Annotated in this window: 18 protein-coding genes and 1 pseudogene; 2 read left to right on the forward strand and 17 right to left on the reverse strand. The window is 52.3% G+C overall.

Translation table 11 applies throughout. The features are described from left to right. Positions 1–11: 11 nt before the first annotated feature. On the reverse strand, positions 12–2,489 hold the full coding sequence (locus tag NYP16_RS07810) for a TonB-dependent receptor (protein ID WP_274943554.1): 2,478 nt from the start codon (positions 2,487–2,489) through the stop codon (positions 12–14). A 568-nt stretch (positions 2,490–3,057) separates the two neighbouring features. Here NYP16_RS07810 and NYP16_RS07815 point away from each other — a divergent pair. Beyond that, the gene (locus tag NYP16_RS07815) at positions 3,058–4,578 is read left to right on the forward strand and encodes a UxaA family hydrolase (protein WP_274943555.1); all 1,521 of its coding nucleotides are present in this window, start codon (positions 3,058–3,060) and stop codon (positions 4,576–4,578) included. 23 nt (positions 4,579–4,601) lie between these two features. On the opposite strand, the gene NYP16_RS07820 is transcribed toward NYP16_RS07815, so the two are convergent. From NYP16_RS07820 to NYP16_RS07890, 15 genes are all read right to left on the reverse strand, one after another. Then, positions 4,602–5,780, reverse strand: a complete 1,179-nt coding sequence (locus tag NYP16_RS07820) for a fumarylacetoacetate hydrolase family protein (RefSeq protein WP_274943556.1) — start codon at positions 5,778–5,780, stop codon at positions 4,602–4,604. An 8-nt stretch (positions 5,781–5,788) separates the two neighbouring features. After that, entirely contained in the window at positions 5,789–7,225 is a 1,437-nt protein-coding gene (locus tag NYP16_RS07825; RefSeq protein ID WP_274943557.1) for an aldehyde dehydrogenase family protein, read from the reverse strand. Positions 7,226–7,250: 25 nt separating this feature from the next. Continuing rightward, positions 7,251–8,033, reverse strand: a complete 783-nt coding sequence (locus tag NYP16_RS07830) for an amino acid ABC transporter ATP-binding protein (RefSeq protein WP_274943558.1) — start codon at positions 8,031–8,033, stop codon at positions 7,251–7,253. After that, positions 8,034–8,900, reverse strand: coding sequence for an SDR family oxidoreductase (locus NYP16_RS07835; protein ID WP_274943559.1), 867 nt, complete (start codon positions 8,898–8,900; stop codon positions 8,034–8,036). Positions 8,901–8,937: 37 nt separating this feature from the next. After that, a complete protein-coding gene (locus NYP16_RS07840) occupies positions 8,938–10,416 on the reverse strand; it encodes an aldehyde dehydrogenase family protein (protein WP_274943560.1) in 1,479 nt (492 codons plus the stop codon). Continuing rightward, positions 10,413–10,673, reverse strand: coding sequence for a hypothetical protein (locus NYP16_RS07845; RefSeq protein ID WP_274943561.1), 261 nt, complete (start codon positions 10,671–10,673; stop codon positions 10,413–10,415). Before NYP16_RS07845 ends, NYP16_RS07840 begins: the two co-directional genes overlap by 4 nt. Before the next feature lie 38 nt (positions 10,674–10,711). After that, a complete protein-coding gene (locus NYP16_RS07850; RefSeq protein ID WP_346742481.1) occupies positions 10,712–11,866 on the reverse strand; it encodes a nitrilase-related carbon-nitrogen hydrolase in 1,155 nt (384 codons plus the stop codon). Positions 11,867–11,904: 38 nt separating this feature from the next. Beyond that, positions 11,905–13,458, reverse strand: coding sequence for a phytoene desaturase family protein (locus tag NYP16_RS07855; RefSeq protein ID WP_274943562.1), 1,554 nt, complete (start codon positions 13,456–13,458; stop codon positions 11,905–11,907). 203 nt (positions 13,459–13,661) lie between these two features. Then, the gene (locus NYP16_RS07860; protein ID WP_274943563.1) at positions 13,662–14,684 is read right to left on the reverse strand and encodes an amino acid ABC transporter permease; all 1,023 of its coding nucleotides are present in this window, start codon (positions 14,682–14,684) and stop codon (positions 13,662–13,664) included. 55 nt (positions 14,685–14,739) lie between these two features. Then, on the reverse strand, positions 14,740–15,888 hold the full coding sequence (locus tag NYP16_RS07865; RefSeq protein WP_274943564.1) for an amino acid ABC transporter permease: 1,149 nt from the start codon (positions 15,886–15,888) through the stop codon (positions 14,740–14,742). Positions 15,889–15,906: 18 nt separating this feature from the next. Next, complete coding sequence (locus NYP16_RS07870) at positions 15,907–16,548, reverse strand: glutathione S-transferase family protein (protein ID WP_274943565.1); 642 nt, start codon at positions 16,546–16,548, stop codon at positions 15,907–15,909. Further along, positions 16,548–17,642, reverse strand: a complete 1,095-nt coding sequence (hisC, locus tag NYP16_RS07875) for a histidinol-phosphate transaminase (protein ID WP_274943566.1) — start codon at positions 17,640–17,642, stop codon at positions 16,548–16,550. Before hisC ends, NYP16_RS07870 begins: the two co-directional genes overlap by 1 nt. 15 nt (positions 17,643–17,657) lie before the next feature. Further along, positions 17,658–18,677 carry an amino acid ABC transporter substrate-binding protein gene (locus NYP16_RS07880; RefSeq protein WP_274943567.1) on the reverse strand — a complete coding sequence of 340 codons (1,020 nt, stop codon included), beginning with the start codon at positions 18,675–18,677 and terminating at the stop codon, positions 17,658–17,660. A 40-nt stretch (positions 18,678–18,717) separates the two neighbouring features. After that, a complete protein-coding gene (locus tag NYP16_RS07885) occupies positions 18,718–20,277 on the reverse strand; it encodes a phytoene desaturase family protein (RefSeq protein ID WP_274943568.1) in 1,560 nt (519 codons plus the stop codon). Between the two features lie 32 nt (positions 20,278–20,309). Beyond that, a complete protein-coding gene (locus NYP16_RS07890; protein ID WP_274943585.1) occupies positions 20,310–21,938 on the reverse strand; it encodes a thiamine pyrophosphate-dependent enzyme in 1,629 nt (542 codons plus the stop codon). A 722-nt stretch (positions 21,939–22,660) separates the two neighbouring features. Here NYP16_RS07890 and gcvA point away from each other — a divergent pair. Next, complete coding sequence (gene gcvA, locus NYP16_RS07895) at positions 22,661–23,620, forward strand: transcriptional regulator GcvA (protein ID WP_274943569.1); 960 nt, start codon at positions 22,661–22,663, stop codon at positions 23,618–23,620. Between the two features lie 31 nt (positions 23,621–23,651). On the opposite strand, the pseudogene NYP16_RS07900 reads toward gcvA, so the two are convergent. Then, a pseudogene (locus NYP16_RS07900) lies at positions 23,652–24,018 on the reverse strand (IS5 family transposase); the annotation flags it as partial.

Genomic DNA, 24,018 nt, shown 5'->3' on the forward strand with positions numbered 1-24,018 from the left:
TTAGAGATTAATCAGTTCGTTTTCCATGTTGCTTTCAGGAACCAAGTCCGCGGATGGACGTCGAGCATCACGCCGGCGTAACTGAAGGACTCGGCGGCTGTATAATATTTCGAGTCGAGCAGGTTTTCGATATTCAGCGCAAGGTTGACCCGTCCCCAGGTTTGCCCGAAGGCCAAATTGACAAGCCCGAAGGCCGGAATATTCGACGGGTACTGATTGTTGACCCGGCGAGCGATATCGAGGCTGCTCGCCGAGCGGTAACTCCACGAGGCCCGGGCAAAGGCTTCGCCCCCGGCGAGCGGGAAGTTATATTGAGTATTGGCACTGAGCGTCCATTTCGGTGCGCTACCGATCGGTTGTCCCGAAACATCTGCCGTGGTGCCGGCAACATTCGCGAGGAAGTCGACGAATTTGGCATTGAGATAACCGACCGAGCCACCAACCTGCCAGCCGTTCGTGATCATGCCTTGGGCGGACAGTTCGAAGCCTTTGGAGCGGGCTTTTTTAGCGTTCTGTATGCTATAGAGGGGCACACGCAAGCAGGTGTTGCCGACGGGCGCTGACGGGCCATCGATCGGGATCAAGACACCGCCGACATTGCAGTATTCCTCCGAAACGAGAACCTGCATGTCTTTCCAGTCCATGAGGAAGATGGCGCCACTTACGGTCATGCGGCGATCAAAGAGCGCAGCATTGAAGCCGGCTTCATAGTTCCACAACTGCTCTTTCTTGAAACGGCTGGTATGGTCGAAGCCCGAATCCGGATTAAGGCGTACCCCGTTTGGCTTGTAGCCCTTGGAAACGGTCACATAATAGGAACTGTTGTCGTTCGGCTTATAGTTCAGGGCAATGCGCGGTGAGAAATCCTTACCACTCGTCGATTGATAACCGGCACCAGCGGTTTGTGCCTTTCGGCCGCCACTTTGATAGACGGTGGTGCCATCCGATGCCAGGACCAAACGATCGAGCTGATCCGGCCGCAACGCGCAACCGGGAGCAAGCGGCGACCCATAAGGCACCTTCCCACAAGCGGCATAAACGTCAGTCCATTCGCTTGAGGAGTTATCGTGGGAGAAGCGGCCGCCAACGATCAAGGACAGCGGTTCGGTGATGTGCCATTCGAGGTTGGCGAATCCGGCCCAGCCATCGCGATCCGAGTGAATGACATTTTGGTTGGCCGTGTCGCCATTCATCCATGCGGCGAGGAAGTGCTTGATCAGGATCTGATTGGTCGCCTGAAACTTATCCTTGTAATAAATACCGCCGACCGTCCAGTCGATGGTCTTTTTGCCAACGGACTGCAGCCGTACCTCTTGGCTCCAATTCGTGGCGTCGAACAGGCCGAAACGATCGATACCGTCAACGCCGGAATGATCGAGATCCATGAACTGAGTTTGATCGGATTTCGCCAGACCCGAGATTGAGGTAATCGAGAAATCTTCAAACTCGTGGTTGATGCGACCGATCATTGTCGTGGTCCGGTTTTCGGTGCGCTCCCTGGTGTTTTGGTAAAGGTTAAGACGATTTTTGTTCAAACTGTCATAGGTCATGCCGGCCGGAAGAACGACACGATCCGGGTTACCGGCAGGCAGGTTGATCCGCCGCAACAATTCGCCTTGCGGATCATAACAGCCAATATCGCCAAGCACTTTGCCATCGAAGGGATTGGCTCCAAACCGGGGCTTAACGCAGGTCGCAGCCTTTGGTGTATAATCCTGGTTATCGACGATATAGCCGATCTGCATATCGATCGTGGTGTTGGTCGTCGGCAGCCAGCGCACCTGACCACGCAGGGATAGATATTCATTCCCCGAATTTCCACCGGTCGGATGAAGGTTTTTCATCGGGCCGTCGCTTTTAGCCGACTGGACCGTCAGGCGGGTGAACAAGGTGTCGGTCACTGGAACGTTCGCAACCCCCGCCAGTTCATAACTATTGAAGCGACCGCCGCCGAAATCGACCTGACCATAGAGATCTTTGCTCGGCTTTTTGGTCATGATATTGATGGCGCCGCCTTCGGAATTTCGACCAAAGAAGGTGCCCTGGGGACCGCGAAGAACTTCAATCCGCTCGATATCATAGGTCGGCGGATTGGCTTGACCAGAGGCCAGCGTACCCTGACTGAATTCGTCGACATAAGTCGAAAAAGCACTGGACGTATCGATTTTCTCGGCATTTTTAATGTCAGAAATACCGCGGATGGCGATAACGATTTCCCGCGATCCATTTCGTCCGCCGACTTGATAGGACACGTTCGGCGTTTGTTGCAGATAGTCCTTGGCGCTTTGAATGTTTTGCTTCTCAATGGATTCGGCACTAAACAAAGTGACGCTAACCGGCACATCCAGAATCGATTGTTCGCGGCGTTGCGCGACAACGGTGATTTCCTCGATCTGCAGGCGATCGGCACGTTGATCTTGTGCCGCCGCTTCGCCAAAAAACGGCACTAAAGCAAGAAATGCCGTCGTCCCTAACAGTCCTCTCAACATAAGGTCTTCCCTCCCCTTTTCTAAAAACCACGCATATCTTTACAGTAGCTGCGAATATTTTTCTGAGTGAAGTTTGATAGAGATTTTATTATTCGCCGATAGATTTTCTTTAAACCACGCGCGCCATAGCTTCGGCAAGATATCGTCTCACGATGCCACCGCCCCGAGCAGAGATTTTTCCCTTTACTCGAGCGACTAGCGATCGTCGGGGCCAAACTATTCGCGGAATGATGTATGTTCGTGCTGCTCGGCCAGTAAAATCAGAGGCGTATCTGACCGAGAAGATGAAATTCTACAGCCTTCCATTTGAAACAGGGCCTAGTGAGTTCCATGTCGTCACGAGATTTTATAGCGTAACCTTAGTGGGCGATCTGAGAAATGGACAAACCATTTTAATTAATAATGTCTATGAGCTAATTTCATCGCAGGCACAGCACAATAGATTTGACCAATAGAAAGCAATGCTGTTTCGTAAGTAAGGCTCACTGTCATAGCGGCAGTTTTACATGCCACTGCATTCTTTTCTTCACCCATATGATTTCACGAGTACCGATAATGGATAAGGCTCATGGATAAGATTGTGCGTTTGCACATGGACGACAATGTCGCCATCGCCACCGAACCGCTGGGCATGGACGTGGTTTTAGATTCCGCTCGCAATCTCAAAACCGTGCAGTTCATTCCCGTCATGCATAAAGTCGCCCTGCGCGATATCGCAGTCGGCGATGCAATCGTCAAATATCGACAAGTGATCGGGCGCGCGGCTGCCTATATTCCCGCCGGTGCCCATGTTCACACCCATAATTGCATCATGAATACGCTTACCACCGATTATGATTTTTGCACCGCCACAACAGCAACCCAATATGTGCCGCTTGCGGACAGGCGGACGTTCCAGGGCTACCGCCGTCAGAATGGCAAAGTCGGGACACGCAATTATATCGGTATTCTGACCTCGGTTAATTGTTCGGCCACCGTGGCGCGGCACATCGCCGACGCCGCCAACCGGGCCAATCTCTTTGCGCCCTATCCGAATGTCGATGGCGTCGTCGCGCTGGTTCACGGCACCGGCTGCGGCATGCGCGGTTCGGGCGACGGCTACGAAAATTTAAAACGCGTGCTCCATGGCTATGCCAACCATCCGAATTTCGCCGGTATTTTGCTGGTCGGACTCGGCTGCGAAGTCATGCAAATAAAAGATCTGTTTGGCGACGGCCTCGACCGTTCGGAACGGGTCACCGCCTTCACAATCCAGGACGCGGGCGGGACGCGGAAAGCCGTGACCGCCGGCTTGGACGCACTGAAAGCGATGCTGCCCCAGGTCAACGCCTGCCAGCGCGAAACCGTGCTCGCCAGCGAATTGACTCTGGCCCTGCAATGCGGCGGCTCCGACGCCTATTCCGGCATCACCGCGAACCCGGCCCTCGGCGCTGCCGCCGACCTTTTGATCGAACAGGGCGGGACGGCCATTTTATCGGAAACGCCCGAGCTTTACGGCGCCGAACATTTGCTGATTCGCCGCGCCACCGACCGCTCCGTCGCCGAGGCGCTGATCGAGCGCATTCGCTGGTGGGAGCGCTATACCAAGGCTAATGGCGACGAACTCAACAACAACCCCTCACCCGGCAATAAGGCCGGCGGCCTGACAACCATCCTGGAGAAATCCTTGGGCGCCATGGCCAAAGGCGGCAGCACCAACCTGACAGGCGTGTTCCGCTATGCCGAGGCGATCACACGGAAGGGACTGGTGGTCATGGACAGCCCGGGTTTCGACCCAGCATCGGTGACAGGCCAAGTGGCGTCCGGCGCGAATATCATCTGCTTCACCACCGGGCGCGGCTCCGCCTTCGGTTTCAAACCGGTGCCGAGCATCAAACTCACGACCAATAGCGCGCTTTATGAAAATATGAGCGAAGATATGGATATCAACTGCGGCGACATCATCACCGGCGATAGCGACGTTCGCAGTAAGGGTGCGGAAATATTTGAGAGCATATTAGCCGTCGCCTCGGGACAACTAACAAAAAGCGAAGAGCTCGACTATGGCGACAATGAATTCACGCCCTGGCAAATCGGCTCGGTGATGTGATAGTGAACCAATGAAAACGGGGCCTATAAAAGGCCCCGTTTTGCAAGATTTCGCATTAACTCTGCCAAACCGAAGGTCCATGGTGGTGCCTCCGACGTGTAAGCGACTTTATTTAGCAAACAACCAAAGTCGGGAGAATATATTTCTACAATGTCACCAAGATGATGGGTGAAATTCTTTCCTTCGTGACCGCGAACCTGCACTGGCGCAAACAATGACCCAAGATAAAGAGTGAACCCATCAGGATATTGATGATCAGCACCGCAGGTTTGTGTAACCAGATCCTCCGGCGCACGGCTGATCAGGGTCATAGAATTGGTTGAGCGTAATGAAAATCCATCAGCGCCGGATATGGCCAAAGATACTTCCGCTGTACGAACCCGATCCATTGTAAAACTGTCATCCAGCAGACGAATGAACGGCCCCATACTGGCAGATGCGTTATTGTCCTTTCCTTTGCCGAGCAAAAGCGCGCTACGTCCTTCAAAATCACGCAGGTTGACATCATTTCCAAGTGTCACGCCGACAATTTTCGCTCGACTGTTGCAGATCAAAACGACTTCCGGCTCAGGATTCGTCCAGGATGAATCCTGACGGATACCCACGAGGTCACCCCAGCCAACCGCGGACAGGGTTGGAGCTTTGGTGAAAACTTCGGCATCAGGCCCGATCGCCACTTCGAGGTATTGCGACCAGAGGCCCTGCTCAATCAACCGCGCCTTAATGTCCTCAGCTTCTTTAGTACCCGGCTTTACGCGGGACAAAGCATCGCCAAAGGCGATTTCCAGCTCAGCACGTATCCGGGTGGCTGCTATCGGATCTCCCTTTGCCTGTTCCTCAATGATCCGTTCCTTGGCCGACACCGCAAAGGTGACACCACAGGCTTTGATACATTGCAGATCGACCGGAGCCAGTAATTTGACTTCCTGATCTTCAGCATCCCAGGATGGGGCGTTCATCACATCTTCAAGCTGCGCAATGATTGGCCCACGATGATTGCGCAATCGTTCCACGACATTCTCCAGTTCCAGAATTTGTGAAACTGTCGCTGCGATCGCACTCACATCCATCAAGGCATCACCCTGAACCAGAACCGGAACCGGGCCCTCCTCCCGGGCGCTCCATACCCGCCCAAGCAACAATGCCCTGTCAGCATCAAGTGGCAAGAAGTCCTTATAAGACTTTCTCTGATCCCTCTGCATCTCGCCCCTCACCCGATATAAGTTGTTTTCATGACGGTATAGAAATCTTTGGCATAACTCCCTTGTTCACGTGGACCATAACTTGATTCCTTCACGCCGCCGAAAGGCACATGAAAGTCCACGCCCGCCGTCGGCAAATTGATCATGACCATACCTGCCTTGATCCGTCGCTTGAAATCACGTGCCATAGCAAGCGAGGTCGTGCAGAGACCGGCAGACAAACCAAACGGCACATCATTGGCCACAGCCAAAGCTTCTTCATAATCACGGACACGCAGAATGCTCGCAATCGGCCCGAATATTTCCTCCTGATTGATCACCATGTCGGGGCGTGTGCCAAGCACCAGAGCCGGTCGCATATATAGATTTCCATTCTCAATTTCGACCGGCTCTCCGCCTACAACTATGGCACCATCTCGACGGGCACGCTCCAGGGCTTCCATGTTCTTGCGAAACTGACGATCATCCACCACCGGACCGATTTCACTTTTATCGTCAAGGGCATTGCCAACGGTTAATCCCACCATCTTTTTCGTCAAGGCGGCAACAAAGGCATCATGAATGCCATCTGTTACAATAAGTCTGGACGATGCCGTGCATCGTTGTCCGGTTGAAAAGAACGCGCCATTCAATGCTACCGAAACGGCCTTGTCGAGATCGGCATCATCAATGACAACCAGAGGATTCTTTCCTCCCATTTCCAGCTGAACGCGCTTTCCACTTTCCGCACATATGCGTCTGACCATACTTCCCGTAGTTTGCGACCCCGTAAAACTCACGGCATCCACGCCATCAGAAGCAATCAGTTTTGCACCGACCGAAGCGCCATCCCCCATCACCAGATTGAACACCCCCGCCGGTGCGCCACAATCTTGGATAATCCGGGCCAGAGACCATGCGCATCCTGGTGCCAACTCCGAAGGCTTCAAGATAACACAGTTACCATAAGCAAGAGCCGGCGCCACTTTCCATGCCGGAATGGCAATGGGAAAATTCCACGGGGTGATTGCGACGCAGACACCGATGGCCTCTCGGGTGATTTCCACATCAACCCCCGGCCGGACAGAATCAACAACTTCGCCCCGAATGCGCAAACATTCCCCGGCAAAGAATTTAAAAATCTGTGCGGCCCGCATGACCTCTGCCCGTGCTTCGGACAGAATTTTTCCTTCTTCCCGCGCGAGCTGCCGAGCTAGATCATCCTGACGTTCACTGATCTTGTCTGCGATTTTATCGAGCAGCGTGAAGCGTTCCATGAGAGGTGACCGTGACCAGGCCGGAAATGCCTTTCTCGCGGCGGATATCACCAAATGAACTTGTGGAAATGTCGCCTCTGCATAATGCCCCTCAATGTCTTTGGTATCTGACGGATTCATATTGGGGAGATAGTCTTCACCAGCGAGCCATTCCCCGTCGATGAGATTATTGCGTCGCAGAGTATCCATAGAATAGTTTCCCTTATAACAGTCATCAATGGGACAGGATCTGAGACAGGAACCGCTTTAAACGGTCTGTTCCTGGATTTTCGAAAAAATCATCCGGTTTGCGATCTTCAAGAATCTGCCCCTGATCCATGAACAAAATACGGTTAGCGACGCGACGAGCGAATGTCATTTCATGGGTTACGCACAGCATGGTCATGCCCGAATCGGCAAGTTCGATCATAGTATCGAGCACCTCGCCAATGGTCTCCGGATCAAGCGCCGACGTCGGTTCGTCAAACAGCATGATGCTTGGTTGCATGCAGAGTGCACGGGCTATCGCCACGCGCTGTTGCTGCCCTCCGGAAAGCTGCCCCGGATATCGACCGCAGTAATCAGCCAGCTTCACTTTCTTCAGATAATGCATGGCCCGTTCCACAGCGACGGCGTGGCTTACCTTTTTTAGCAACTTGGGGGCAAGAACCAGATTTTCTAAAACGGTCAAATGCGGAAAAAGATTGAATTGCTGAAACACCATACCCACAGTCTGGCGACTGGCATGTATTTTTCGGGCTGTATCCAAACGGTTGCCCTGAACGATCAGCGTACCGGACTGATGCGGTTCCAGTCCGTTGATACAACGGATCAAAGTTGACTTGCCCGATCCCGACGGGCCGCAAATCACCACTTTATCTCCGGCCTGAACAGACAATGCCACATCCTTCAAGACATGATTGCTGTCATACCATTTATTGAGGCCGGTTATTTCAATAACCGTGGATTCTGCATGATCATCGCTTTTATGAATATGTGCGCCACAATCCATATTCATTTACTCATTCCCAGCCGTCAGATCAGAACCCGAAACCCACCAACCGATCCCCGCAAGTCGCGTGATCATCTCCGTACGGTCCGCATCATTCAATGGTGTAAGTTCTCGGTCCATATGCAGCGCCTGCTGGCCCGCAAGATAGCGAAAGTCCGGCTTTGAATTTTTGGAAATTGTCATAATCAGCTGTGCAACCTCTAAGGGATCGCCGCCATTTGCACAGGACTCATGAACTTTTCCAGCCCGAAACTGCACCAAATCGGCATAGGGAGATGTGGTATAATTTTCAGGCATTTTGACATTCTGGGTAATGTTGGTTTTAAAGGCGCCTGGACAAACAACAGATACGTTGACGCCAAAACGCGCGACTTCATACCTCATCGCTTCGAAGGCGGTTTCCACGGCAGCCTTACTGGCACAATATATGCCATCCGTTGCCCGGCCGATGCGTGATCCGATAGACGACAAGGTGATGATATGTCCCCTTCCCCGCTCCCGCATTGACGGCAGCACAGCCCGTGCCAGATTGATGGCACCAAAGAAATTCGTCTCGAACAGCCGTCGGAAATCCGCGTCCGCCATATCCTCAACAGCAGCAAGCAAATGAATGCCGGCGTTATTGATCAGAACGTCAATCTGTCCAAACTCTTCAATAACCGAAGAAACGCAGCTTTCGATAGACGCCGGATTGCTTACATCCAGCGCCCGCATGTGAAGCGTTACATTCTTGTTGCGTGCCTGTTCCTGAAGCTCCCCGCTCCTGTCAAGGTTGCGCATCGTCGCCACGACCCGATCACCCGCAGCGGCAAACTCCAGCGCACATAAGGCCCCGAATCCTGAACTACAGCCGGAAATCAAAATCGTTCTCATGGCATTTCTTCCGCTTGGACCAGCACCCGTTACAAACCTATGTTATATTGGCAATAACTGATTTTGTTTCGGTATATTGCTCCATCCCTTCCCAGCCGTTTTCACGGCCCCAGCCGGATAGTTTATAACCGCCGAAGGCAACCGACGGATCAGAGACTGCATGGCAATTGATCCAGACCAGGCCCGCTTCAATCCGTGCGGCAAGGTTATGGGCCTTGCTGAGATTGCTGGTCCAGATGCTGGCTGCAAGGCCATAATCGGTATCATTGGCTTTTTCGACAATCTCCGCCATATCGTGGAATTTCATTGCGCAGAGCACAGGACCAAAGATTTCCTCGCGAACCAGGGTCATATCCTGTCTCATATCGCCGAGAACCGTCGGCTGGATAAAATAACCTTTGTCCCCGACGCGACCGCCACCAGCGAGCACGCGGGCACCTTCTTCACGCCCTTTTTCGATAAAGCCGAGAACCCGCTCAAACTGCTGGCGTGATATGACCGGGCCCATCTCCGTTTCCGAATCCAACCCGGGCCCTACGCGCATAGTGGTGGCAATCTTCGCAATGCCCTGCACCACCTGTTCATAAACAGGCGCTTCGACATAAAGCCGCGACCCGGCAATGCAGACTTGACCGGCATTAAAAAAGATTGCATTGGCCGCCGCCGGGATCGCCCGTTCAAGATCGGCATCGGCGAAAATGACCAATGGTGACTTACCGCCAAGTTCCAGGGACAATTTCTTAAAATTTCCACTGGAACTCTGGATAATATGACGTCCGACCTCGGTTGAACCCGTGAAAGAAACCTTGCGGATCCCCGGATGTGCCGTTATGGCCGCGCCGGCAATATGCCCATATCCTGGAACGATATTGACCACCCCTGCCGGAACCCCCGCTTCGAGGAGCAGCTGGCCAATGTAAAGCGACGTCAGGGGCGTTTCTTCGGCAGGTTTGAAAACAATGGTGCATCCGGCAGCAAGGGCCGGTGCAATTTTCCAGGACAAAGCAACGATCGGTCCATTCCAGGGAACAATCTGACCAACGACACCAATCGGCTCATGCCGCGTATAGGCATGGAAATTATCCGGCGCGGATGAAATCTGTGGTGTCTTGCCTTCGATCTTTGTGCACAATCCCGCATAGTGACGGAATGTTTTGGCTGCTGCGGGGACATCCCCCGCGCGTGATGCGCCAAGTGGTTTGCCATTTTCCAATGTATTCAAATAGGCGAGTTGCTCGATATTCTGCTCCAGTAATTCTGCAACACGCCATAGAATTTTACTTTTCTCATAGGGATTGATCATCGCCCAGACGCCAGATTCAAAAGCTATCTGAGCGGCTTTGACGGCAGCATCAATATCTGCCTCACCTGCCCCCGAAACTCTCGCAATCACAGCCTCTGTCGCCGGATTGACAACATCGAATTCATTTTCCGATGCTCCCCTTATCCAGTTGCCACCGATCAGCATCGGACGGGTTTGTGACAGAAATTCGACAAGCGATGCCGGAACAGTCATGGCTTTACTCCCGCTGATTTCTTTTGGGGCTTGCGGTATTTATTGCGCAGATAGCTGAATGAGAACGTCAGCATAAAACGCCAGGCCGCCCCACTACTCAGAACCACCTTGGCAATGGCCATGGCATCAGTCGGGTCGATAAAAACTTTCGTTGCCATCGACTTTGTCGGATCATTCAGAATGACGATTCCGTTTTTAGCTGATTGGATCCGGTCGACGTGGAATTCCAACTCCACAAGCTTGCTTACAACTCTCACGTTATTGTCCTTTCTCGGCGACCGGATCCGTATCTGTATCAGTCAAATTTGCGCAATGTTCCCTGAGCGTGGGCATGAGCCACACGCTTGTCGAGTTCAGCCGACATTTCTTCAGGTTTCATGCCATAAGGCGGCGTAAAGGTTCCGCGTTCATAAAGCACATCCAAAGCCTGCCTGGCACCGGCAATCTTTTGCGTCAGGCTGCGCGGCGGATGTCCCGGCGGAAACAGGTTCGACGGATAGATCGGATTTTCGTACATTTCCTTGAAGACCTCCGATCGAACGTCAACCCAGGTGTTATGGGAGACCCGCGACCGATGTTCCCGCAGGGCTTCGATATCAATCGGCCCGGCCAGGACCTGTTCCGCGGGGTAAGGTGCAATCCGGTTGACCACACCGATATAGTCGATGATGAAGGAATGGCCGGGACAGAATGCCTCTGGATAGTAATCATACTCACAGGTGCCCCAGTTCGACCCAAGCACATAACACATATTGTCATGGGCCCGCGCCCGGCGCGTGAAGACCCAGAAATCCCAGGGGTCACTGACGCCTTCAAAGGATTGATTCGCCGTCGGGTGGCAGATCACCTCGGCGCCGTTAAAGCCCAAAGCGCGCGAAATCTCCGGGGTCGCCCCGTCATGACAAGTCATGGTGCCGAGCTTGCCGATCTCCGTGTCCACAACCGGGAAACAGCTTTTGAGGTCACCGCCGAACAGCTTGGAATATTCTGTGAACATATCATGCGGGCTGGTGCCAAGACCGATATAAGCCGGCACATGCCATTTGTGATATTTAAGAATGACATTGCCACAAGGGCCGATAATAAAAGCGGTATTGAACCAGCGATCGGGAAACTCGGGCAGCTTCTCGATCACGCCACCGCCGGAAATGTAGATGCCATACTGCTTGGCTTTCTTGCCGAGGATTTCCATTTCCGGTCCGGGTATGGTGATGGCTTTTTTCATGAACCCTTCAAGGCCATCTTCACCTTTGCCGGGTGTGGTGACGCCTTGAAGGAAATATTCCGGCAGCACAACCAGCCTGGCCGGGAGCTCCCAATAATAGCCAACCCCAAAATCGATCATGTTACAAACCCGATTAAGGTTTTCCATGATGTCATCGCGGTTCTGCGCAATTTTTACCTTTGGCTGAATGACCAGAGCTGTATATGGCTTGATTCTACCTGACATTATTTGCCTCTATTCTTATGGAATTATCACAAACTCGTTTAGATGCCGAAGTCTTCCAGCATTTCATTGGCCGTCACCATGCCCATGGCGGTGATACCACCGCCTGGATGACAAGACGCTCCGGTTAAATAGAAATTTTTCAGGGGGCCGCGATATTGTGAATATCCCGGCATGGGTCTGAAATAACCGGTTTGCGAAAGCGTGCGTTCGCCACCCGTGCTCGTGCCGCCGACCAGACAGGCGTTTGCCCGTTCGATACTGAGCGGCGTATCCACATATTCACCGAGAATATTCTCTGGCCCCATATTGTCAGTATATTCACGGAGTTTGCTCAGAATGAGTGCCGCAAAGTCATGCTTGGCATCATCCCAGCTTTCGCCGCTGGCCAGAGTATGTGGTACGAATGTATCGATGATCAGCGTATGTTTTCCCTCCGGGGCGCGGCTCGGATCCTGAAGCGTCCAGCAGGCGGTCCAGATGAAGGGGTTCCTCGGCGGCACCCCCAAAGCGATATCCGCGTAATGTGCACGGGTGTCTTCGACCGAATAAAAAATCCGCTGGAAAGTCGTCTGGCTCATCTCATCGCCATTCTTGAAACGCGGCGCTTCATTGAGTGCATAATGGGAGCGGAACACCCCGATATTTCCGTAGGAGAAAGCCTTGGCCATCGTGATCACCGATGGATCAAGACAGTCACTGTCAATCAGTTTAAGAAATGTCTGACGCGGATCGAGAGAGCTTACCACTGCCTTGCTGGCATGAAGTTCACGCCCATCGCTCAGCCGCACACCGGTGGCGGTGCCGTCCGTGACCAATATCTGCTCAATCCCGGCGTCCGTCATAATTTTCGCACCGTGAGCACGCGAATAATTCGCCAGCGCCTCAGCCAGCATTTGACTGCCACCTTTGGGAATCGCCTGACCATACTCATGAACGCCGGGGATCATGATGTAGAACGTCTGGCCGACCGCTTCCTGATCCGGTGTGATCTGGGGCGCCAATGCCCAACCGAGAATAACGTTCCGCACTTCCGGATGTTCGAAATTCTCCTCGACGAAGGCACGCGCGCTCAAGTTATAATCACGCAGCATGCGCAGACCTGCGCGGCTGTTCTCCATCACTGCAGGCAGATAGCTCGGCGGTGACGGTGGCGAGAACATCCCCTTGATGAAACCGTCCTTGATTTCAACAAAACCATCATAAATTTCACGGTAGCGTTTGGCATCGGCTTCTGAATATTGCGCAATACTGGCGCAGGTCTTATCCACATCCTTATAGACGACGATGCCAGGGCCAGTCTTTGTGGGATGGCCGGTTACAAGATCTTTGGACCAGATATATTCAAGGCCATGTTCTTCCAGTTCGGGCAGAATTTCGCGGAAATAGGGATTAGCGTGAATCCACACATGGCTCGACCCATAAAGGTCATGTCGGAATCCCGGCAATGTGACTTCTTTGGTACCAGTCGCGCCCCCAAGCCAGCTATTACGCTCAACCAGGATCACGCTTAATCCAGCTTTGGTCAGCTGAGCGCAACAGGCCAGACCATTATGCCCGCCACCAATGATAATTACATCCGCATCAACCGTCATCTCAACATTTCCCGTTTCGTGAAAACTATTCCGGCGCGTTTTTTTATAAATCGCATATTCTTGTTTTTTAATGCGACGTAACTGGCACCCAATTCCTGAGGCTATCTTGTGGGTTCATATGCCGCAGGGTCAAATCAAAGTTTCTCATGCAGATCATGAAGTCATGAAGAGGTAGAGACAGGACGAAGTCACCACTCCGTGCATCAACGACGATGCATCGCAACACCGCTGCGTTCTAGATAAGAACTGTAGCGAGACATGCTAAAGCAGATACACCAATAGACGAAGGCCACGAATAAATAGCCGGTGGCACGTGCCGACGACAAATGCCAGCGAGAATCGCCTGATACCGCCTGTACGATACCAAGAAAATCGAACAGCCCAATCACCACAAGCAATGACGTTTCTTTAAAAAGACCGATAACAACATTTGTGATCTGCGGCGTTGCCATGGCAAGTGCTTGCGGCAGAATGATATGGGTCTGCGTCTTCCAATATCCAATTCCAAGCGCTGTAGCTGCTTCATACTGACCGGCTGGAATCGCCCTCAAGGCCCCCCGAATGGCTTCCGCCATATGACAGGACATAAGAATGGACAGCGCAACAAGCGCACGTAATAATTTATCGACCTCATACTGTGGCGGCAGAAAAAGCGGTAACATGATAACCGCGACAAACAGCACGACCAATGTCGGTACGCTTCGCCAGATCTCCACCCAGGTCCCGGCAAGAATGCGAATGGCCGGTATTTTCGACTCACGCCCAAGTGCCAGTAATATTCCCGTAGGCAAGGCAAAAGCAAAGGCGAAGACCCCCACCACCAGACTAAGAAAAAGTCCGCCCCACAGACTGGTTTGGATTTTTTCCAGACCGAATACGCCGCCGGAAAAAAGAATTACGGCGAGGATTGGATATACGCTTACGAAGAGCCCGACCCACAATGCCTTCGCACGTATTTTTGGCACCAGGATAGGTACCATTAAACAGAAGCCGATGAACAGACCGGTATTGACTCTCCAGCGTTCAGGAATGGGATAGACCCCATACATGAGTTGATCGAACCGTTCCCTGATAAAGGGCCAACAGGCACCGGTTTTGTCGGGACAGGCTTCGGGTCCGACGCCTACCCAATAGGCATCAATAAACGCCCACCTGACGAGCGGCCAGACAATCACTGCCAACAGTAAGATCCCAAGAATACTAAAGCCAATGCGCCAATTGCCCATGAAAGTCCTGGTAAGCTGCCCATGTGATAAACGTCTCTTGACCTTATCCATATTCTTACACCGGCTTGAAGCTATTGAACCGCCGATTCATCGCAGCCATTGCCCAAACCCCAAGCAAGGAAATCAGGGAATAAATACAAAAAATCAGGGTCATGATTTCCACAGGACGTCCGACCAGGTTATTGGTTGTCCCCACCATTACGGACACTATTTCCGGATATCCAACTGCAGCACCAAGTGACGTTGCCTTGAATATATTCAGATAGCAGTTGGTCATGGGCGGCAGGATCACGCGCATGGCCTGCGGAATGATCACATGTCGCATGGTTTTGAGCGGCCCAAAGCCCAATGACTTTGCGGCTTCCCACTGGCCCAGCGGCACAGACCGGAAACCGGCCCGGATGACCTCGGCCACATAGCTCGAATTATAAAAGGAGATACCAAGGAGAACGGCGCATAATTCCGGATTTATGACCCAATCAGAACGGTAGCCGAATTTGTCCATCACGGGGGCCTGCCACTCCACGGCGTAGAACGCCCAAACCACAAAGCCAACCAACCAGAAACCCATCATGCCGGCTCCCTTGACGGGAGATCCAGCGGGGGCGCGGTGCCGACGCAAAACCATCACGACAATAAAGACCAGTGCAATTGCCAACAGGGCAAGCCCCATGATCGACACAAACCCCGTCTGAAGACTCGAACTCGGCAAAAATAGGCCGCGATTATTCAGAAAAATGGACCCGAATATCTGATAACTATCATCAGAGGCTGGAAGCGCGCGCAGAACCACGAAATACCACAGGAATATCTGAAGCAAGGCAGGGATATTGCGAAACACCTCGACGAACCCGCAGCCAAGCCCGTTCAGAAACCAGTCGCCACTGATCCGGCATAAGGCAACCAGAAGACCCAGGATAGTTGATAAAATAATACAAAGCACTGCCAGCAACATGGTGTTGCAGACGGCCACGGCGAATGCCATATAAACTGGAGAGTCCGATGAGTATGGCAATAGTTTCTGGCTGATATCAAACCCGGCGCGTTGCCAGATAAAGTCAAAACCGGATTGGACACCAAGCCGGTCAAGATTGGCTAAAGTCGCGTTCGCAATAGCGATGATAACAGCCATTATTCCAGCCAGAATGGCCAGTTGAAGCGCCAATGACCTGACTGTGGCCCAGTTTAATTGCCAATCCTTCACAAGCTCTATCCCCAAAACTTAAGCCTTGCGCGCAACAGCCTCCCGAAGCTCATCAAAACCGCGCATAACTGATTTTTCCCCGCCAGCCTTTTCCCACCAATCACAAAAGACTTTATGGTCTGCAAAAGGATTCTGAGCCCCCTGAGCAGTCAGGAAAAGCTTCGTATAAAAATATGCCGGAGCCAATGCACAATCTGCCAGAGACAATTGTTCTCCGCAGACATAACCTTTGTCGCCACAAAGCTCTGCAAGTCTTGCGACGACCTGTTTGAGATCCTTAATTACCGCCGCGCGTGCTGATGCATCGGCAGAAGCCCCCATCCCGCGCAACGTAAACAGAAGTGGAAACAGATAAAGATCGACAGCACGGATAAAGGCCCGGATTCTGGCTGTCTCAAGCGCATCCCTGCCGCGCAAGGATGGCGTCGGATGGATATCCTCCAGATATTCCTGAATGGCGGAGGATTCAACAAGCGCCTGATCCCCGATCATAAGGATCGGAATTTTTCCAAATGGATTAAGCGCGTATAATTGTTCCGAACCAAAGCCGCCCGGTGGGTCAGTTATCTCAAGATCAAGGCCTTTTTCATAAGCCTGAATCTTGACCCGGGCCGCAAAGGGAGATGTTGGGACAGCGATCAGTCTGATATCTGCAGCCATCACGCCGCTCCCACATAACGCTCAATCACCTGAAGGAAGATTGCATTCTCCTCGGCACTGCCAACGGTGATGCGCAGGCAATCACCGGGTCCTGACACACCAGTCGGCCGCGGCAGAATGCCATTCTCGATCAGGTAAGCTGCTGCCTTGAGGGCATTCAGACCCTTTTCTTCCGGGAACTGAAGCAAAAGGAAATTGGTAACGCTCGGCACCACCATGAGACCAAGCTCACGCAAGCGCGCCGCCATGCGCTCGCGCCAGGTGATGGTATGGTCACGCACCATATCGGCAAAACCCATATCCCGCACCGCCGCTGTTGCCGCAGCCATGGCCGGGGAATTAGCATTAAAGGGTGTCCGGATTTTCTGAATGGCCGCCACAATTTCCGGTGCAGCATAAGCCCAGCCCACCCGCATGCCGGCCAGACCATAAATTTTAGAGAAAGTCCGGGTCATCATGCAGTTGGCCGACTGATGAACAATCCCGATACCGGATTCAAAATCATCGGCGACAACATAATCGGCATAGGCACCGTCAAGCATCAGCAGAACATTCGACGGAAGTCCCGCATGAAGACGTCGTATCTCGCTGGCCGGCAGATATGTTCCGGTGGGGTTGTTGGGGTTGGCCACGGCTACAATTTTAGTTTTCGGCGTTACTGCCTCCAGAATATTATCAACATTGACATGCCAATCCTTTTCCGCAGCGACAACGACCTCCGCCCCTTGCGCCAGAGCATGGATTCTGGTCATGACAAAGCCATTGTCACTGACGATGACCTGATCGCCGGGATCGACAAAGGCACGGATGGCAAGCAGGATCAGTTCTTCGCTGCCATTGCCGCCGATGATCTGATCTGCCTCTATTCCAAAACGCTCGGCAATGGCCGCCCGCAATGCGTTTTGCCCCCCATCTGGATAGCGGTGCACTGTTTCCAAGGCTTGAAGATAGGCTTCTTTCGCGCTCGGGCTCGGGCCAAACGGCGACTCATTGGAAGATAGCTTGATCGGATTTTTAATGCCTGCAATGGTACTTTTCCCTTGCACATAGGTTGGGCATTTTTTCAGGGATTCCCGAGGGCTCGGACTCCTCAAATCACATACTCCTGATTAGCGAAAAGGTAAGGCAAACATCAAGCCGCCATCTTTGAATAATCGATTGGGGCCACGCTCAAGTCCGATCGGAGCCAGGTTCCGGTTCCATATATCTTCATAATTCCCCACCAACCGAATGATGTCATAAGCCCATTCGTTCGAAAGACCGATGGCCTCTCCAAATTTCCCATAGCGTCCCAACATGCGCTGAACTTCGCGATTAGGAGAATTGCGGCGCATCTCCTCGACATTGGCCTGCGTGACGCCGTGTTCTTCAGCAGCCACCCGCACATTGAAGGCCCAGAGCACGATATCCCGCCAGCGCGCGTCACCCTGCCGCACCATCGGCCCCTGAGGCTCGTTGGAAATAACCTCTGCCAGAATGACGTGCTGATCGCGGTCATGCATGCCAGCACCGCGCGCCGCCAAAGCCGATCTGTGCATCGTTACGGCATCACAGCGATCGGCCTGATAGGCCTCAAGCGCCTTGTCTGTATCAGCAAAGGTAATAAGAGAATAACGGAGGGATTTCCCGTCGAAGTAATCGGCCAAGTTCTGTTCAAGCGTTGTGCCCTGCATCACACAGATCGTCGCGCCATCCAGATCCGCTACCTGTTTGACCCCGGTTTTCTTGCGAACCATAAAGCCCTGACCGTCGAGAAAATAAACCCCTGCGAAGTCGAGACCGAGTGAAGCATCGCGCAAGAACGACCATGTGGCTCCAGACGGAAACACATCGATCCCACCAGATTGAAGCAATGTAAAAGCCGTTTGTGGCGTGGCCATAATATAATCGACTTTAAATTTGCCAAATATTGCCGCAGCCAAGGTCTTGCAATGTTCAATTTCAAAACCGGCACGCTCCCCCTTAGCGTTGATATAACTGAATCCGGCTCCAGACTCAGTTATACCGCAGCGAAGATATCCACGCTGTTTAATTTCAGAAAGTGTATCTGCTTGTGCCGAAAAACAGAGGGCGGCTGCAGTGACGAAAAAAAACGCAACATATGCCGTTAACAATTGGCTTTTGATCATAACATCCCCCTCTCTTTTACAGCTGCCCTCGAATATAGTCTTATTCGTCATCAACGAGACCGAAATCTTTCAACATTTCCTGTGCCGTGATGACACCCATACCACTAATGCCGCCACCGGGATGGCAGGACGGTCCAGCCAGATACATGCGCTCAAGCGGCCCGCGATATTGCGAATATTCCGGGAATGGGCGGAAATAGCCCAACTGGGACAATGTCCGCTCCCCGCCCGATGGAACACCACCAACAAAACAGGGATTCATCGCCTCCATGTCTTCGGGCGAATGAGAAAAGCTTTCAATGATATTATCATCGGTCATATTCGTGGTATATTTTCTCAGAGTCTTGATCAGTTCCTGAGAATAGCTTTCCTTGATATCGGCCCAGTTGCCTTTCGCAAGCTTGCTCGGTACGAAGGTGTCGATCATGAAGGTATGCTTGCCTTCAGGTGCGCGGCTCGGATCGCGCAGGCTCCAGCAATGACCATGGATTGGCGGTTCTTTGGACGGGATACCCATGGACAATTCGGCAAAATGACGATCGATATCTGCAACGCTTGTGATCGTGCGTTGAAACGGTGCCTTGCTGATATTCCCGGAGCCCTTAAAAATCGGCGCTTCATGCAAGGCAAAATGGACCCGGAATGAAGCCACATCACCAAACACAAAGTTCTTGACCATGCGCCGGAAATCACTGTGGAGATGCTCTTTATCCATAAGCTTGAGGAATGTCTGTTGCGGCTCCAGAGCACTCACCACACCCTTTTTCGCAAGTATTTCAGTCCCGTCCTGCAGCCGGATGCCGCGAGCGACACCGTTATCAACGAGAATTTTCTCCACCGGGCTATTGGTCAGCACCTTGCCGCCATGGGCATTCACATATTTAGCCAGCGCATTCGGAAGCTCGATGCTGCCACCGCGCGGGATAGCCTGGCCATACACATGAATTGCCGGAATCATGATATAGAAAATCGAACCTGCGCCCTGCTGGGTCGGCTTGATATTCGGGCCCAGAGCCCAGCTGATCAGGAACGCTTGAATATGGGGGTTCTCGAAATTCTCCATCACAAAGGCGCGGGCGCTCAGATTGTAATTGCGTAACATACGCAGACCTTCGGGACTACGCTCCATCGCTGCAGGCATATAGCTCGGCGGAGTCGGCGGCGCGAACATATTCTTGATGAACCCGTCTTTGATCTCGACAAATCCATCATAAATCTCGCGATAGCGCGCGGCATCCTTTTTGGAATATTGGGCAATGCTGTCACAGGTTTTATCGAGATCACGATAAACAATCACGCCGGGGCCTTCGGTCATGGGATGCCCCATGATCTCGTCTTCACCCCATAGATATTCGAGACCATACTCCTTCAATTCAGGCATCATTTCCTGAATATGCGGATTGGCATGAATCCAAACATGGTTCGATCCGAACAGATCATGCTTGAACCCCGGCTGGGTCAGTTCACGCGTGACCGCCCCCCCACCGACCCAGTCATTGCGTTCGGCAACAAGGGTTTTAATACCATTTTTGCAAAGAACTGCAGCGCAGGCGAGCGCATTATGCCCACCACCAGCGATAACGACATCATATTCAGACATTGCATAAGTACCTTTAGATTGATCCAAGCTGATCAGCTGTTATTTGAACGTACTTTAGGCAGCAAAAGAAATTTCCAGGGGAAATCTGTCTTTCCGATCGGCATCTCAATGATGACCGGACCTTTCTGCTCAAACCCAAGCCGGATTTTTTCGCGCAGTTCCTCTATTGTGGTCGCCTTATAACCCGTAGCCCCAAAGGATTCCGCCATGGCCACAAAATCAGGATTTTTTAAATCTGTACCGATCACTCGCCCGTTATAACGGGTGTCCTGAGCACGGGCGACGTTGGTAAAGGCCCCGTCACTGAATATGATCGTAACAAGGTTGAGGCCATATTTGACAGCCGTCGCAAGCTCACCACAATGGAACATGAAACCGCCATCGCCGCAGATCGCAATCACCTTGCGGTCTGGATTGGCCACCTTGACACCGATTGCCGTGGGAAATCCATAACCAAGATTTCCAGCGTAGCCACTCGAGATAAAGGTTCGAGGCGCATAGACCGGGAAGCCATACCAGGAAGCGTAGCCTACCTGAGTTATCTCATCGACAAAAATACCATCATCTGGAAGCTCGGCACGTATGGCATGCAGGATTCCCATCTGCGGCTGCACATGCTCATCAAATTCCGCGCGCATCTCGGCTTTGAATTTCTCAAACTCTGCCTCACGGGATTCCCGTTTGCGATTGGTCTTGGCCAGTTCCGGGATCAGCGCCGCCACGGATTTTTTAGCATCACCGACGATACCCACATCCGGTGTCGAAATACGATTGATTTCGGTTGGATCAATATCAATATGAATGATCTTCAAATTAACATCCGTACCCCAGTGCATACGCGGATATTTGAAACGCGTACCAACCGCGATGACAACATCCACATCCGGCCACAAACGATGACCCGCCGGAAAACTATGGCTCAGATAATGGCGATCGCTCAGCACACCACGACCACCACGCTGCGAAATCACCGGCGCCTGCAACATTTCCGCCAGTTCACGTAGCTCTTCGCCGGCCTCAATCGCGCCGCTACCGATCATGATCATCGGGTTCTTTGAAGCGCCTAGAAGAGCCGCCGCCTTGACAATCAACTCAAGGTCTGCAGTAATCGGCTCTTGTTCCTGAACCGGCGACAACATGGTTACCTCGGCCGCCTGCGACATTATGTCAGGCGCCATTTCAAGGGCGACTGGACGCCGCCGTCCCGTAGTCAACTGATGAAACGCCTCACGGACCGCAGCCGGCGCGTGGGCTGGATGATCGATGCGCTTCGCCCATTTCGTCATCCGCTCCAGAACACCAAGCTGATCCGGAATATCGTGAAGATATCCTATGCCCTTGCCAATTCCAGTCGAAGGCACCTGGCCGGTCAAACAAAGCACCGGCGCATTGCAAGCGTAAGCCGTCGTAAGAGCCGCCCCCGTATTGAGAACACCTGGCCCCGGAACCACGGTGAATACACCGACCTTACCGGTCGAACGTGCATATCCAAAAGCCATATAGGCCGCGCCCTGCTCGCTTCGGCTGGTGATCAGGTTGATCTGGTTTCCCCGATCATAAAATGCATCAAACAGCTCATAAGTTTGCCCCCCGGGAATTCCGAATATGGTCTCGATCCCGTGCTCCAACACAGAATCCACGAGAACTTTTCCGCCCTTCATAGTGACCACCCGGAGTCTCCTCAATGCTGTCCTCAGCAGTCACGTATGAACTACTGATCACCCTGTTTTTTAAAAAGCTCTCCACAGCACATCTCGAAACCTTGACTGAAAGCTTTTTCTTCTGTGATCTAACTTATCGGGAAATAAAAACGCTCACAAATGAAAGATATTTATCGTGATCATTAGCTGCCCTCGAAGCCAACCGCCCCACCCAGCCCGAACCACTCAAGCTCGCCTTGACCCTTTTCACTAAACATGCAAAAGAAAATAGGCAGAAAACGGGGGGATTCATGCCAGTCAAACAAGCGTCAATTGGGATCCGGCTACTTCTGGGTATAAGTTTTTCTATCATGACGAGCATGGTCATGACACAAGCTGCTTCGAACATAATGCTACCCAAGAACGACAAAACAGAACGATCACGTTCAGCACAGCATCGCTTGAACAGATACAGAATGCCATAAATTCAGGTGCCCTCAGTAGCGTCGAATTCACCGTCCATTACCTGAAGCGCATCTTCGCCTATGACCGCAATGGGCCGGCAGCGTCGGAGCTCCTCCTTCCTCCCATGAGCATAATTACCATGGTGAAGGATGCAGCCAGGAACAGCGCAGAAATTTTATGGCCGAATAGGCCATAGTGCTACCTGTTCGTATCTCCCCACATGTGTCACCATGCATGCGCCGTATAAGATCTGTTCTTAAGAGAGTGGACATTGAGACATGAGTCAGACTCCCATAAACCCTCGTCGATTGCCTCCCCTGAATGCGATCAGAGCATTTGAAGCAGCAGCTCGGCATCGCAGCTTCACTCGCGCGGGAGAAGAACTTTTCGTTACTCAGGGTGCCGTTAGCCATCAGGTTAAACAATTGGAAGAATGGTTCGGCTTTCCATTGTTTGATCGCCATAAGCGCGAAGTTTTTCTGACGGAAAAAGGAGAGGTTTATCTGCCTTTTATACGGGGCATGCTGAACGAACTCTATGCCGTCACTCAAACACTCATGGATAAAGGCAGCGAACAGTTGTTATGCGTGTCCGCAGCAGAATCCTTTATGGTCAATTGGATGATCAATAGGCTCAAAGGCTTTTCCGAAACCCATCCTGACATCAATATTCGTGTAACCTCACAGAATCAAGTTGACGATCTTGGAAATATCGTCGGTGAAGAAGGGGTGCATTGGGTCGATCTTCGTATCCGATATGGTCGTGGAAAATGGCCTGGTCTTGAAGTCACCAAGCTGTTTGACGAAGATATATTTCCCGTCTGTCACCCTGAATTGATTACTTCAGGAAAACCACTGCGTGACCTCAATGATTTAAAGCATCACACTCTGATTCATGACGATATGCAGATGTCCTGGAGCAATTGGCTCAGCGCAGCCGGGTCAGCTCAGACAATCTCGCCACAGGGGCCGCGCTTCAGCCATTCCCATATGGCAATCCAGGCCGCACTCAATGGCCATGGTATAGCTCTGGGGCGCAGTGTCCTGGTTTTAGACCTTGTTCGTAAGGGACAATTGATCCGCCCTTTTCCACTGACTGTTCCGTCCCAGCATGCCTATTACCTGCTCTGTCAAGAGAGATCAATCAACAAGCCCAAAATCAAAACGTTTAAAAATTGGCTGCTGAGTGAGGCGAAGAATTTCATATCACAGGATGATTTAACACTGCAGGAAACATGATTTATAAAGCCCTAGGGTCAGGACTCATTGATCAGATCCAGAAGATGACGGTTGCAGCGATGCAGATTGCGGACATGAAGGTGTGTGCGCATCGGTCGTAGCGGGTGTGGATGCGTCGTCAGTCCTTGAGTTTGGCGAACATGTTCTCGATTTTGTGGCGCTGGCGGTGGAGCATTTTGTCGTACGGGATGGATAGCTTGCGGTTGGTCCTCGACGGGATGCAGGCGGCGATGCCTTGATTGTCGAGGGCCTTGCGAAACCAGTCCGCGTCATACCCCTTGTCGCCGAGCAAGACCTTGGCCGTCGGAAAGGCGTCGAGCATCAGCGCCGCCCCTTTGTAATCGCTCATCTGGCCTTCGCTCAGCAGCAGGATCAGCGGCCGCCCCTGGCCATCGCAC

The organism is Govania unica (assembly GCF_027920805.1).
Classification (GTDB): domain Bacteria; phylum Pseudomonadota; class Alphaproteobacteria; order Sphingomonadales; family Govanellaceae; genus Govanella; species Govanella unica.

Coding starts and splice junctions, on each gene's coding strand:
- NYP16_RS07810 (WP_274943554.1), bottom strand. CDS start 2,489: ATGTTGAGAGGACTGTTAGGGACGACGGCATTTCTTGCTTTAGTGCCG.
- NYP16_RS07815 (WP_274943555.1), top strand. CDS start 3,058: ATGGATAAGATTGTGCGTTTGCACATGGACGACAATGTCGCCATCGCC.
- NYP16_RS07820 (WP_274943556.1), bottom strand. CDS start 5,780: ATGCAGAGGGATCAGAGAAAGTCTTATAAGGACTTCTTGCCACTTGAT.
- NYP16_RS07825 (WP_274943557.1), bottom strand. CDS start 7,225: ATGGATACTCTGCGACGCAATAATCTCATCGACGGGGAATGGCTCGCT.
- NYP16_RS07830 (WP_274943558.1), bottom strand. CDS start 8,033: ATGAATATGGATTGTGGCGCACATATTCATAAAAGCGATGATCATGCA.
- NYP16_RS07835 (WP_274943559.1), bottom strand. CDS start 8,900: ATGAGAACGATTTTGATTTCCGGCTGTAGTTCAGGATTCGGGGCCTTA.
- NYP16_RS07840 (WP_274943560.1), bottom strand. CDS start 10,416: ATGACTGTTCCGGCATCGCTTGTCGAATTTCTGTCACAAACCCGTCCG.
- NYP16_RS07850 (WP_346742481.1), bottom strand. CDS start 11,866: ATGTCAGGTAGAATCAAGCCATATACAGCTCTGGTCATTCAGCCAAAG.
- NYP16_RS07855 (WP_274943562.1), bottom strand. CDS start 13,458: ATGACGGTTGATGCGGATGTAATTATCATTGGTGGCGGGCATAATGGT.
- NYP16_RS07860 (WP_274943563.1), bottom strand. CDS start 14,684: ATGGGCAATTGGCGCATTGGCTTTAGTATTCTTGGGATCTTACTGTTG.
- NYP16_RS07870 (WP_274943565.1), bottom strand. CDS start 16,548: ATGGCTGCAGATATCAGACTGATCGCTGTCCCAACATCTCCCTTTGCG.
- NYP16_RS07880 (WP_274943567.1), bottom strand. CDS start 18,677: ATGATCAAAAGCCAATTGTTAACGGCATATGTTGCGTTTTTTTTCGTC.
- NYP16_RS07885 (WP_274943568.1), bottom strand. CDS start 20,277: ATGTCTGAATATGATGTCGTTATCGCTGGTGGTGGGCATAATGCGCTC.
- NYP16_RS07890 (WP_274943585.1), bottom strand. CDS start 21,938: ATGAAGGGCGGAAAAGTTCTCGTGGATTCTGTGTTGGAGCACGGGATC.
- gcvA (WP_274943569.1), top strand. CDS start 22,661: ATGAGTCAGACTCCCATAAACCCTCGTCGATTGCCTCCCCTGAATGCG.